11 protein-coding genes are annotated in these 13,067 nt (G+C 68.3%); 10 read left to right on the top strand and 1 reads right to left on the bottom strand.

Annotation, left to right across the window (positions count from 1 at the left end; translation table 11 throughout):
- The first annotated feature begins 70 nt into the window (after window positions 1-70).
- A complete protein-coding gene (locus tag DIE06_RS33580) occupies window positions 71-823 on the top strand; it encodes a 4'-phosphopantetheinyl transferase superfamily protein (RefSeq protein ID WP_124665092.1) in 753 nt (250 codons plus the stop codon).
- 21 nt (window positions 824-844) lie between these two features.
- On the opposite strand, the gene DIE06_RS33575 is transcribed toward DIE06_RS33580, so the two are convergent.
- On the bottom strand, window positions 845-1,765 hold the full coding sequence (locus DIE06_RS33575) for a glutamate/aspartate ABC transporter substrate-binding protein (RefSeq protein WP_124665091.1): 921 nt from the start codon (window positions 1,763-1,765) through the stop codon (window positions 845-847).
- A gap of 225 nt (window positions 1,766-1,990) precedes the next feature.
- On the opposite strand from DIE06_RS33575, the gene hutH reads away from it, so the two are divergent.
- The 9 genes from hutH (at window position 1,991) to DIE06_RS33525 (ending at window position 12,928) form a co-directional block, all read left to right on the top strand.
- Entirely contained in the window at window positions 1,991-3,514 is a 1,524-nt protein-coding gene (gene hutH / locus DIE06_RS33570) for a histidine ammonia-lyase (protein ID WP_124665090.1), read from the top strand.
- Window positions 3,515-3,518: 4 nt separating this feature from the next.
- Window positions 3,519-4,214 carry a histidine utilization repressor gene (gene hutC, locus DIE06_RS33565; protein ID WP_044847652.1) on the top strand — a complete coding sequence of 232 codons (696 nt, stop codon included), beginning with the start codon at window positions 3,519-3,521 and terminating at the stop codon, window positions 4,212-4,214.
- A gap of 39 nt (window positions 4,215-4,253) precedes the next feature.
- On the top strand, window positions 4,254-5,942 hold the full coding sequence (gene hutU / locus DIE06_RS33560) for a urocanate hydratase (RefSeq protein ID WP_124665089.1): 1,689 nt from the start codon (window positions 4,254-4,256) through the stop codon (window positions 5,940-5,942).
- A 2-nt stretch (window positions 5,943-5,944) separates the two neighbouring features.
- On the top strand, window positions 5,945-6,556 hold the full coding sequence (locus tag DIE06_RS33555) for a HutD family protein (RefSeq protein ID WP_124665088.1): 612 nt from the start codon (window positions 5,945-5,947) through the stop codon (window positions 6,554-6,556).
- A 4-nt stretch (window positions 6,557-6,560) separates the two neighbouring features.
- Complete coding sequence (gene hutI, locus DIE06_RS33550; protein ID WP_124665087.1) at window positions 6,561-7,784, top strand: imidazolonepropionase; 1,224 nt, start codon at window positions 6,561-6,563, stop codon at window positions 7,782-7,784.
- Between the two features lie 23 nt (window positions 7,785-7,807).
- Window positions 7,808-9,184 carry a formimidoylglutamate deiminase gene (locus tag DIE06_RS33545; RefSeq protein WP_124665086.1) on the top strand — a complete coding sequence of 459 codons (1,377 nt, stop codon included), beginning with the start codon at window positions 7,808-7,810 and terminating at the stop codon, window positions 9,182-9,184.
- Between the two features lie 59 nt (window positions 9,185-9,243).
- Window positions 9,244-10,041, top strand: a complete 798-nt coding sequence (gene hutG, locus DIE06_RS33540) for an N-formylglutamate deformylase (protein WP_124665085.1) — start codon at window positions 9,244-9,246, stop codon at window positions 10,039-10,041.
- Window positions 10,042-10,771: 730 nt separating this feature from the next.
- Window positions 10,772-11,578, top strand: a complete 807-nt coding sequence (locus tag DIE06_RS33530) for a gamma-glutamyl-gamma-aminobutyrate hydrolase family protein (protein WP_124665083.1) — start codon at window positions 10,772-10,774, stop codon at window positions 11,576-11,578.
- A 12-nt stretch (window positions 11,579-11,590) separates the two neighbouring features.
- Window positions 11,591-12,928: a glutamine synthetase family protein gene (locus DIE06_RS33525; RefSeq protein WP_124665082.1), complete on the top strand. Its 1,338-nt coding sequence runs from the start codon at window positions 11,591-11,593 to the stop codon at window positions 12,926-12,928.
- Window positions 12,929-13,067: the final 139 nt, after the last annotated feature.

Raw genomic sequence — 13,067 nt, 5'->3', positions numbered from 1 at the left:
GATGCGTCGGTCTCCGTTCCATGCGATCGATTAACATCGAACGTTTCGTTCGCCTGGCTGCCGCGTGCCGATGTCCATTCCGCCCGATTTCGAGATTTCCGCCGACCTGTCCCGCGCGTGGCGCGTGCACCGGCTCGATGTGCCGCCTGCCGCGTCGCGTGCCGGCGTGCAGGTGGCGCGTGTCGATTTCCACTGGCGCGTGCCGCTCGCGTCGCCTGCTTACGCGGCACTGAGCGACGCCGAGCGCGCGCGTGCCGGCCGCTACCTGCGGCACGAGGATGCGGTGCGCAGTGCCGCGACGCGCGCCGCGCTGCGCGACGTGCTCGGCGCGGCGCTCGGTGTCGCGCCGCGGGACATCGCAATCGTGGTCGACGAATCGGGGCGGCCGTCGCTGGATCCCGCGCATCGGGCATCGCTCGATTTCAACGTGTCGCATGCGGGCGATCACGCGCTGATCGCGTGGGCCGGGACGGGGCGCGTCGGCGTCGATATCGAAAGCTGCAATCGCACGACCGACTGGCGTGCGCTGACGCGCGAAGTGTGCGCGGCCGCCGAGGCCGCGTATCTCGACGGCCTGCCGCTCGTCGCGCGTGCCGACGCGTTCATGCGCGTGTGGTCCGCGAAGGAGGCGCTGCTGAAGGCGCTCGGCACCGGCATCGTCGGTGGTCTGCGTGCGTTCGCGGTCGTGCCGCCGCGCGATACGGCGACGCCCGCGACGACGATCGTCGAGCCGGCCGCGCCCGCCGCCGGCGTGGCCGCGTTCGACGCGGCATGGCTCGACGCGGCGCCCGGCTACGCGGCGTGCGTCGCGTGGACGCGCTGAACCCGTTTCAGCAAGCGGCGCTTACTCGAGCGGCGCGTCGTTCGGCGCCGCATAGCGCGCCTTGATCACGTCGCTCATCGGGAAGTCGAACGCGAGTCCCTTCGGCGGCACCGGCTTCATGAACCATTTGTCGTACAGCGCGTTGATCTCGCCGCTCTTCATCAGCTGCACGAGCACGCCGTCGACGAGCGCCTTGAACTGCGGATCGTCCTTGCGCAGCATGAACCCGTACGCTTCCGACGACTGCGGCGTGCCGACGATCACCCAGTCGGCCGGCTTCGCCGCGAGCTGGCGCACGCCGGCGAGCAGCACGTCGTCCATCATGTAGGCGGCCGCGCGGCCCGATTCGAGCGTGAGGCGTCCCTCGCCGTAGTCCTTCGCGCTGATGATCTGCATGTTCATTTTCTTTTCCTCGTTCATCTTGCGCAGCAGGCGTTCGGACGTCGTGCCCTGGTTCGTCACGACCGTCTTGCCGGCGAGATCGGGGAAGTCGCGGATGCCCGAGTTCGTGCGTGTGAGCAGCCGCGTCGTCGCGACGAAGAAGGTGGTCGAGAACGCGACCTGCGCGTGGCGCGCGGCGAGGTTGGTGGTCACCCCGCATTCGAGATCGACGGTGCCGTTCTGCACCAGCGGGATACGGTTCTGCGACGTGACCGGGATGAAGCGCACCTGCAGGTCGGGCTTGCCGGTGCGCGCCTTCACGGCGGCGATCACGCGGTCGCACAGGTCCTGCGAGAAGCCGATCACCTTGCCGCTCGCGTCGACATAGGAGAACGGCACCGACGTCTCGCGATGGCCGATCGAGATCAGGTTGCCCTGGCGGATCTTCTCGAGCGTGCCGGACAGCGGCTCCGCGGCGAGCGATGCGCCGCACGCAAGCGTGCACGCGGCGACGAGCAGGCTGCGGCCGAACAGGGCGGTCAACCGGGGCGGGATGGTCATGGCGGGTCTCCGTGGCGGACTGTAGGGAAGCGCGGATTCGTATGTTGCCAAAGACAAAATAATTGCAACATACGTTAAACGCGGAGTCTGCCGGGCCGGTCCGGCGGGCCGCGCCGGACATCAGGGAAACTCCCGAGTCGAAATCATGAAAAACGGGGTTGTCTAGACAAGTTCCGATGGCTACACTGCAATCCATCCCGAACTTGTCTAGACAGGATTGCTCACATGATTACGTTGACCCCCGGCCACCTGACCCTCCCGCAACTGCGCAAGATCGCTCGCGAATCCGTGCAGCTCAAGCTCGACCCGGCGAGCTTCGCGAAGATCGACGCCGGCGCGAAGGCCGTCGCCGACATCGCGGCAAAGGGCGAGCCGGCATACGGCATCAACACGGGCTTCGGCCGCCTGGCCAGCACGCACATCCCGCACGACCAGCTCGAGCTGCTGCAGAAGAACCTGGTGCTGTCGCACGCGGTCGGTGTCGGCGAACCGATGGCACGCTCGTCGGTGCGCCTGCTGATGGCACTGAAGCTGTCGAGCCTCGGCCGCGGCCACTCGGGCATCCGCCGCGAAGTGATGGACGCGCTGATCACGCTGTTCAACGCCGACGTGCTGCCGCTGATCCCGGTCAAGGGCTCGGTCGGCGCATCGGGCGACCTCGCGCCGCTCGCGCACATGTCGGCCGTGCTGCTGGGCGTCGGCGAAGTGTTCATCCGCGGCGAGCGCGCCAGCGCGCTCGACGGTCTGCGCGTCGCGGGCCTCGCGCCGCTGACGCTGCAGGCGAAGGAAGGCCTGGCGCTGCTGAACGGCACGCAGGCATCGACCGCACTGGCGCTCGACAACATGTTCGCGATCGAAGACCTGTACCGCACCGCGCTCGTCGCGGGTGCGCTGTCGGTCGACGCGGCCGCCGGCTCGGTGAAGCCGTTCGATGCCCGCATCCACGAACTGCGCGGCCATCAAGGCCAGATGGACGCGGCCGCGTCGTACCGCGACCTGCTCGAAGGCTCGCCGATCAACCAGTCGCACCGCGACTGCGACAAGGTGCAGGATCCGTACAGCCTGCGCTGCCAGCCGCAGGTGATGGGCGCGTGTCTGGACCAGATGCGCCATGCGGCCGACGTGCTGCTGGTCGAAGCGAACGCCGTGTCGGACAACCCGCTGATCTTCCCGGATACCGGTGAAGTGCTGTCGGGCGGCAACTTCCACGCCGAACCCGTCGCATTCGCGGCCGACAACCTCGCGCTCGCCGCATCGGAAATCGGCGCGCTGGCCGAGCGCCGCATCGCGCTCTTGATCGACGCGACGCTGTCGGGCCTGCCCCCGTTCCTCGTGAGGGACGGCGGCGTGAACTCGGGCTTCATGATCGCCCACGTGACGGCTGCCGCGCTGGCATCGGAAAACAAGACGCTCGCGCACCCGGCGTCGGTCGACTCGCTGCCGACCTCGGCGAACCAGGAAGACCACGTGTCGATGGCGACGTTCGCCGCGCGCAAGCTCGCCGACATCGCGGACAACACCAAGCACATCCTCGCGATCGAACTGCTGGCCGCCGCCCAGGGCGTCGACCTGCGCGCGCCGTACCACACGAGCCCGAAGCTCGCGCCGGTGATGGAAACGATCCGCAGCCAGGTTGCGCACTACGAGCTCGACCACTACTTCGCCCCGGACATCGCGGTGATCGCGAAGCTCGTCGGCGAGCGCGCGTTCGCGAAGGTCGCGCCGTTCTCGTTCGCATCGGAACAGTAAGCCCATGAGCGCGCCGGTCTACCAGGAGATCAAGGATTTCATCCTGGGCCGCATTCACGCCGGCGAGTGGGCGGAGGGCGACCAGGTGCCCTCCGAGAACGAACTGGCCCGCGAGTTCAAGGTCGCGCGCATGACCGTCAACCGCGCGCTGCGCGAGCTGACGGCCGAGCAGGTGCTGACGCGCATGAAGGGCGCCGGCACCTACGTCGCGCGGCCGAAGTACGAGTCGACGCTCGTTGCGATCCGCAGTATCTCGGAGGAGGTCGACGCGCGCGGGCACGCGTACCGCGCCAGCGTGCTCGGCCTCGAGACGATCCGCGCCGACGAGGCGCTCGCCGACGAGATGCAGATGGCCGTGCGCGCGAAGCTGTTTTATTCGCAGGTGTTGCACTTCGAGAACGACGAACCCGTCCAGCTCGAAGAACGGTGGGTGAATCCGGCGGTGGCGCCGGATTATGCCGAGCAGGATTTCACGAACACGACGCCGAACCTGTACCTGATGCGCGCGGCACCGCTGCAGCGCGTCGAGTACCGGATCGAAGCGGCGGCTCCGGCGCCCGAGCGGCGCGAGCAACTGCGGATGGACGACGTCGAGCCGTGTCTGGTTTTACATCGGCGCACCTGGTCGCAGGGCGTCGTCGCCTCGGTGGCGAATCTGTGGCACCCCGGCAGCCGTTATCGCTTCACCGGGCATTTCTGATTCCTTATTGATATTCACTTTCCCTCGGGAGCAGCCGTCATGAACCATCCGAAACACATCGATCCCCGTCTCGATCCGACGCGCACGATCCGCGCACCGCGCGGCAGCGAGAAGGTCTGCAAGACCTGGCTGGCCGAAGCGGCCTACCGGATGATCCAGAACAACCTGGATCCGGAAGTCGCCGAGCATCCGCATGCGCTCGTCGTGTACGGCGGCATCGGCCGCGCGGCGCGCAACTGGGAATGCTACGACCAGATCCTCGCGTCGCTGAAGGATCTCGAAGAGAACGAAACGCTGCTGATTCAATCGGGCAAGCCGGTCGGTGTGTTCCGCACGCATAAGGATGCGCCGCGCGTGCTGCTCGCGAACTCGAACCTGGTGCCGCACTGGGCGACCTGGGATCACTTCCACGAACTCGATCGCAAGGGCCTGATGATGTACGGCCAGATGACGGCCGGCAGCTGGATCTACATCGGCAGCCAGGGCATCGTGCAGGGCACCTACGAGACGTTCTTCTCGGTCGCGAACCAGCACTTCAACGGCGATCCGTCGGGCCGCTGGATCCTGACGGGCGGTCTCGGCGGCATGGGCGGCGCGCAGCCGCTGGCCGCGACGATGGCCGGCTTCTCGATGATCGCGGTCGAATGCGACGAGACCCGCATCGACTTCCGCCTGAAGACGCGCTACGTGGACAAGAAGGCGACGACGCTCGACGAAGCGCTCGGCATGATCGAGGAAGCGAAGCGCACCGGCAAGCCGGTGTCGGTCGGCCTGCTCGGCAATGCGGCCGACGTGTTCCCGGAACTCGTCAAGCGCGGCATCACGCCGGACTGCGTGACGGACCAGACGAGCGCGCACGACCCGATCAACGGCTACCTGCCGCAGGGCTGGACCGTCGCGCAATGGCGCGAAGCGCAGAAGGTCGATCCGCAGAGCATCGTGAAGGTCGCGAAGCAGTCGATGGCCGTCCAGGTGCAGGCGATGCTGGATCTGCAGGAACGCGGCGCGGCGACGCTCGACTACGGCAACAACATCCGCCAGATGGCGCTGGAAATGGGCGTCGAGAACGCATTCGACTTCCCGGGTTTCGTGCCGGCCTATATCCGCCCGCTGTTCTGCGAAGGCAAGGGCCCGTTCCGCTGGGTCGCGCTGTCGGGCGATCCGGAAGACATCTACAAGACCGACCAGAAGGTGAAGGAGCTGATCCCCGACGATCCGCACCTGCACAACTGGCTCGACATGGCACGTGAGCGCATCGCGTTCCAGGGCCTGCCGGCACGTATTTGCTGGGTCGGCGTGAAGGATCGCTACCGCCTCGGCCAGGCGTTCAACGAGATGGTGAAGAACGGCGAACTGAAGGCGCCGATCGTGATCGGCCGCGACCACCTCGACACCGGTTCGGTCGCGAGCCCGAACCGCGAGACGGAATCGATGAAGGACGGTTCGGACGCCGTCAGCGACTGGCCGCTGCTGAACGCGCTGCTGAACACCGCAGGCGGCGCATCGTGGGTGTCGCTGCACCATGGCGGCGGTGTCGGGATGGGCTTCTCGCAGCACTCGGGTGTCGTGATCGTCGCCGACGGTACCGCCGAAGCGCACGAGCGTCTCGGCCGCGTGCTGCTGAACGATCCGGCGACGGGCGTGATGCGCCATGCGGATGCCGGCTACGAACTCGCGCAGCAGACGGCCCGTGAAGCCGGCCTGAAGCTGCCGATGCTCGGCCGCTGAGCATGACGGCGCTCGACCAGGCGCCGGTGCACGCAACGATGATTCGCGCGGCGGATCTCGTTGCGTCGCCGTGGAAGAACGGCGGCGGCGTGACGCGCGAAATCGGCGCGTTCCCTCAGGGCGCCGCGCTCGACGCGTTCGCATGGCGCGTGAGCGTCGCGGACGTCGGCGCGGCAGGCCCGTTCTCGCGTTTCGACGGCGTCGACCGCACGCTCGTGCTGCTGTCCGGCGCGGGCATGACGCTCGCGGAAGAAGGCGGTGCGCGCCATGTGCTCGACACGCCGCTCGCCCGTGCGGACTTCGCCGGCGAAACGGCGATCGACGCGACGCTGCATGATGGCGCGACGCGCGACTTCAACCTGATGACGCGCCGTTCGGCCGCGCGCGGGACCGTCGACGTGTGGCCCGAAGGCACGCACCGCGTCGAGCCCGCCGATACCGTGCTGCTGTTCTGCGCGACCGGTGCGGTCGGCGTCGAGATCGACGGTGCGCACTACGCACTGCGGGAAATGGACACGCTGCGGCTCGACGGGCCGCGGCGTGCGTTTGACGTCGTCGTGAGCGGAGGCGGCGCGCTGCTCGCCGTGTCGCTCGTCGTCGGCGCACGAGACTGAACGCATGAAACCGACTGTCTGGCATCACCTGAGGCTGTGTCCGCACGGCCACCCCGACGAGACGATCGACGACGCGGCGATCGCCGTCGACGAAACCGGCGTGATCGTGTGGCTGGGCGCCTTTTCCGCGCTGCCGCACGGTTACGCGCACTGGCAGCGGGAAGACCTGCACGGCGCGTGGGTGACGCCGGGCCTCGTCGACTGCCACACGCACCTCGTATACGGCGGCACGCGCGCCGACGAATTCGCGCAGCGCCTCGCCGGCGTCAGCTACGAGGAGATCGCGCGGCAGGGCGGCGGGATCGTGTCGACGGTGCGCGCGACGCGCGCGGCCGACGAGACGACGCTGTTCGTGCAGGCCGCCGCGCGCCTGCAGCCGCTGCTCGCCGACGGCGTGACCGCGATCGAGATCAAGTCGGGCTACGGGCTCGACCTCGCGAGCGAGCGCAAGATGCTGCGCGTCGCGCGCCAGCTCGGCGAGCGCTTCCCGGTCACGGTCTACACGACCTTCCTCGGCGCGCACGCGCTGCCGCCGGAATACGCGGGTCGTGCGGATGACTATATCGACGACGTGTGCGAACGGATGCTGCCGGCGCTGGCCGACGAAGGCCTCGTCGACGCGGTCGACGTGTTCTGCGAGCGCATCGGCTTTTCGCTCGCGCAGACCGAGCGCGTGCTCGAGGCCGCGACGCGGCGCGGCCTGCCGGTGAAACTGCACGCGGAGCAGTTGTCGAACGCGGGCGGTACCGCGCTTGCCGCGCGCTATCGCGCGTTGTCCGCCGACCACCTCGAATTTCTCGACGAAGCCGGCATCGAGGCGATGAAGGCGGCCGGCACGGTCGCCGTGCTGTTGCCCGGCGCGTATTACTTCATTCGCGAAACGCAATTGCCGCCCATCGATCTGCTGCGCAAGCACGGCGTGCCGATCGCGCTCGCGACCGATCACAACCCCGGCACGTCGCCGCTGGAATCGCTGCTGCTGACGCTGAACATGGGCTGCACGCTGTTCCGCATGACGGTGCCCGAGGTGCTGCAGGGCGTGACGCGCCATGCGGCCGCGGCGCTCGGCCGCGCGGATCGCCACGGTGCGCTCGAAATCGGTCGCCAGGCCGATTTCGCGGTCTGGTCGGTCGGCTCGCTGTCGGAGCTCGCTTACTGGATCGGCCGGCCGCTGTGCGAGCAGGTCGTGCGCGGCGGTGCGACGGTGTTTCGCCGGATGAACGGCTAGCCTTGCAACAGACGAGACTCACGATGACCGAAATGACGCTGTTCGCGGACCATGCCTACCTGCCCGATGGCTGGCGCCGCAACGTGCTGCTGCGCTGGGACGCGGCCGGCACGCTGACCGACGTGACGCCCGACACCGACGCGCCGGCTGGCATCGCGCGCGCGGCCGGGCCCGTGCTGCCCGGCATGCCGAACCTGCATTCGCACGCGTTCCAGCGCGCGATGGCAGGGCTCACCGAGTACCGCGCGAATCCTGCCGACAGCTTCTGGAGCTGGCGCGACCTGATGTACCGCTTCGCGCTGAAGATCACGCCCGACGCGCTCGCGGCGATCGCGCGCTGGCTGTACGTCGAGATGCTGAAGTGCGGCTACACGTCGGTGTGCGAATTCCACTACGTGCATCACGCGCAGGATGGCTCGCGCTATCCGCAGATCGCGGAACTCGGCACGCGCGTGATCGACGCGGCCCGCTCTGCCGGCATCGGCATCACGATGCTGCCCGTGTCGTACCAGTTCGCCGGCTTCGGCAACAAGCCGCCGCGCGACGACCAGCGCCGCTTCATCAACACGCCGGACGGCCTGCTCGAACTGCTCGACTCGATGCGACGCGTCGCGCCCGAGCACGGCGGCCTGCGCTACGGCGTCGCGCCGCACTCGCTGCGCGCGGTGTCCGAGAGCGGATTGCGCGCGCTGCTCGACGGCCTGCCCGATGACGCGCCGGTGCATATCCATATCGCCGAACAGACGGCCGAAGTCGACGATTGCGTGCGCGCCTACGGCGCACGCCCCGTGCAATGGCTGCTCGACCGCTTCGACGTCGGCGCACGCTGGTGTCTCGTGCACGCGACACACGTCGATGCGGCCGAAACGGCGGCGCTCGCGAAGCGCCGCGCGGTGGCGGGCCTGTGCCTGACCACCGAAGCGAACCTCGGCGACGGCGTGTTCCCGGCCGTCGACTATCTCGCGCAGGGTGGCGTGATCGGCGTCGGCTCGGACAGCCATGCATCGGTCGACTGGCGCTCGGAACTGCGCCTGCTCGAATACGGGCAGCGGCTCGTGCATCGCGCGCGCAACGTGCTCGCGAGCGACACGCAGGCGCATGTCGCCGATCGACTGTTCGATGCGTCACTCGCGGGCGGCGTGCAGGCCAGCGGGCGGCGCATCGGTGCGCTGCGCGAAGGCAGCCGCGCCGACTGGCTCGTGCTTGATCCCGATCATCCGGCGATCGCCGAACACGACAGCACGGCATGGTTATCGGGCGCGGTGTTCGCCGAGCACGGCGACACGCCGGTGCTCGACGTCTACACCGGCGGCGAGCGTGTCGTGACCGGCCGCCGCCATCGCGACGAAGCCGTCGCGTACGCCGACTACCGCGCCGCGCTGGCGCAACTGCTGCGCTGACGCGCGGCACCCGGCGCACGCCGCGCGCGTGCGCCGGCAGACTTTTACGGTGATGCGACATGACTGAACAACCGGCTGTATTCACGCTGAAGCAGGGCGCGCTGCCGCTGCTGATCTCGATTCCGCACGCAGGCACCCACATCCCCGACGACATCGCCGCGACGATGACGCCCGACGCGCGCTTCGTCGACGATTGCGACTGGCACCTCGAGCGGCTGTACGGGTTCGCGGCGACGCTCGGCGCGTCGGTCCTCGTGCCGTCGCACGCGCGTTACGTGGTCGACCTGAACCGTCCGCCCGACAACGAGAACCTGTATCCGGGGCAGGACACGACCGGGCTCGTGCCGGTCGACACGTTCGACAAGGCGCCGCTGTATCCGGCGAACGCGCCGCCCGGCAACGACGAGATCATGCGCCGCCGTGACCGTTACTGGCGCCCGTACCACGACGCGCTGCAAGGCGAGATCGCGCGGCTGAAGCGCGAGCACGGCCGCGTGCTCGTGTGGGAAGCGCATTCGATCCGCTCGCACGTGCCGCGCTTTTTCGAAGGCCGCCTGCCGGACTTCAACTTCGGCACGTCGAGCGGCGCGAGCGCCGCGCCGGGCCTTGCCGAGGCGCTGGCCGCATGCGTGACCGCGCACGGCGGGTATACGGCCGTCGCGAACGGGCGTTTCAAGGGCGGCTATATCACGCGTCACTATGGCGTGCCTGCGACCGGTGTCGAAGCCGTGCAGCTCGAGCTGTCGCAAATCACCTACATGGAAGAGACGCGTCCGTATGCGTACGACGAAGCGCGCGCCGCGCGGATCGTGCCGCTGCTGCAGACGCTCGTCGAAACCGCGCTCGCGCATCGCTGATCCATCGGCGCGCTGCGTGCGGCGGCGCGGCGATATCGCGCGCCACGGCCCGCCGGCGCGCCATACGCGCGCTGACGCGGCGCACAAAACGGCATCGACTCCGCCGGTCGATGCCGTTTTTCATTCGTCTGATCGATGTCGGGATCGATACCTGAAAATTTGACGACATTTTTGGGTGATATAAGCTGAATGTCAGGAAGTCGTCACGCGCGCACCGGCCGCGACGGCATCGATCAGCGCCGCTCCGCGCCGGAATCCGTTGCGAGACATCTTGCCGACGTGTCGGCGCGCGGCGTTGCCGTCTCCGCTTCATCGCGACACGTGTCCTGCCTTCATCAGTCAGTCGAGTACGATCGTGAAAGCCGCCAGCCCTTCGATACGCCGGACCCGAAGTCCGTCGGCGGGCGTGCCGCCTCAGGCCGGGCCGATCCGGCATGCTGATCGCGGCACGCGCGCCGCCCTCATACGCGAGCCTCGTTTCTTCGCTGTGTCCCATCGCGGCCTGCGCCGCTTCAACCTCGTGACCGCGCACGTGTTCAGCGCAGTGCAGTGCGACGGCAGCGCTTCATTGTTGCCCTAGCGTCCTTTTCCGCGTTCGCATCGGGTCGCACCGCCTGTTGCCGCACCGTCCGAGCGGCGGCACGATTGCGCGCGGGCGCGTTCGGCTTCATCGTGGACTTCCATCGTCTTGCGCGTCCGCATGCGTCGCGCATTTTTCGCGGAGGCGATCATGCGACCGCGCCCGCTCGTAGCCGTCACCGCCGACCGCGTCATGCGCGGCGCCCACCCGAACCACACGGCGGGAGAGAAGTACCTCGTCGCGCTGGTCGACGGCGCCGGCGCGCTGGCGTTCGTGCTGCCCGCGCTCGGCGCACGGCAGCCGGTCGACGTGATCGTCGCGTCGATCGACGGGCTGCTGCTGACCGGCAGCTATTCGAACGTCGAGCCGCATCACTACGGCGGCCCGGCGAGTGAGCCCGATACGCTGCACGATCCCGCGCGCGATGCGACCGCGCTGCCGCTGATCCGCGCGGCGATCGATGCGGGCGTGCCCGTGCTGGCGATCTGCCGCGGCATGCAGGAGCTGAACGTCGCGTATGGCGGCACGCTGCATCAGCGACTGCATGCGCGCGCGGGCTTCCACGACCATCGCGAGCGCGATGGCGATCCGCTCGAGCGGCAGTATGGCCCCGCGCACCGCGTGCAGCTCGCGCCGGGCGGCCTGCTGCAACGGGTCGCGCGCGGCGCGCACGACGCGATGGTCAATTCATTGCACGACCAGGGCATCGCGCGGCTCGGCGCGGGGCTCGCGGTCGAGGCGAGCGCGCCCGACGGGCTGATCGAGGCCGTCAGCGTGCGCGGTGCGCGTGCGTTCGCGCTCGGCGTGCAGTGGCATCCCGAATGGCGCCACGCGGAACAACCGCTGTCTCGCGACATCTTCGCGGCATTCGGCGCGGCATGCCGCGCGCGCATGACACACCGCATTCATGCGGCCGGCGGCACCATGCCGTCGCCGGCCGCATCCGACATCGACTGAACGAGGCCGATCATGCAACCCGAACTGAGCGAATTCCTGCGTCAGCACCGCATCACCGAAGTCGAGGCGATCATTCCCGACATGGCCGGCATCGCGCGCGGCAAGATCATTCCGCGCAACAAGTTCGAATCCGGTGAATCGATGCGCCTGCCGCAGGCCGTGATGGTGCAGACCGTCACCGGCGACTATCCGGAGGACGGCTCGCTGACCGGCGTGACCGATCCCGACATGGTGTGCGTGCCCGATCCGTCGACGATCTGCCTGATTCCGTGGGCCGTCGACCCGACCGCGCAGGTGATCCACGATTGCGTGCATTTCGACGGATCGCCCGTCGAGATCTCGCCGCGCTACGTGCTGCGCCGCGTGCTCGACCTGTACGAGGAGAAGGGCTGGAAGCCCGTGGTCGCGCCCGAGCTCGAGTTCTATCTGGTCGACATGAACGCCGATCCCGACCTGCCGTTGCGTCCGCCGGTCGGGCGCACCGGCCGCGCGGAGACGGGCCGCCAGTCGTATTCGATCGAGGCGGTCAACGAGTTCGATCCGCTGTTCGAGGACATCTACGAATACTGCGAGATGCAGGGTCTCGACATCGAGACGCTGATCCACGAGGTCGGCGCCGCGCAGATGGAGATCAACTTCGTGCACGGCGATGCGCTGTCGCTCGCGGACCAGGTGTTCCTGTTCAAGCGCACGGTGCGCGAGGCGGCGCTGCGCCACAACATGTATGCGACGTTCATGGCCAAGCCGATGGAAAACGAACCGGGTTCCGCGATGCATATCCACCAGAGCCTCGCCGACGTGCACACCGGCCACAACCTGTTCGCCGACGACGGCGGCGTCGTATCGCCGATGTTCCAAAGCTATCTCGCGGGGCTGCAGAAATACACACCCGCGCTGATGCCGATCTTCGCGCCGTACATCAACTCGTATCGCCGCCTGTCGCGCTTCATGGCCGCGCCGATCAACGTGCAGTGGGGCTACGACAACCGCACGGTCGGTTTTCGCATCCCGCAGTCGACGCCGGTCGCGCGGCGCATCGAGAACCGGATTCCGGGCGTCGACTGCAACCCTTACCTCGCGTTCGCGGCGACGCTCGCGGCCGGCTATCTCGGCATGACGCAGCGGCTCGCGCCGACCGAGCCGATCGCGTCCGACGGCTACGACCTGCCGTACCAGCTGCCGCGCAATCTCGAGGAGGGCATCTCGCTGATGGCCGCGTGCACGCCGCTCGCCGGCATTCTCGGCGACAAGTTCGTGAAGGCGTACCTGGCGCTGAAGGAAACCGAATACGAAGCGTTCTTCCGCGTGATCAGCTCGTGGGAGCGCCGCCATCTTCTGCTGCACGTGTGAGCGTGCGGCATCGACCAGCGGAGGCAACATGACCGAACCAAACGAAGCCGTCGTCGCGCGGCCGACCGCCGAATACCGCGCGCTCGACGCCGCGCACCATATCCACCCGTTCTCGGACATGGGGGCGCTCAATCGCGCG

The sequence above is a fragment of the Burkholderia sp. Bp8998 genome, assembly GCF_003854235.1.
In the GTDB taxonomy this organism is placed as follows: Bacteria; Pseudomonadota; Gammaproteobacteria; order Burkholderiales; family Burkholderiaceae; genus Burkholderia.
This window is presented reverse-complemented; position numbering and strand designations above follow the sequence as displayed.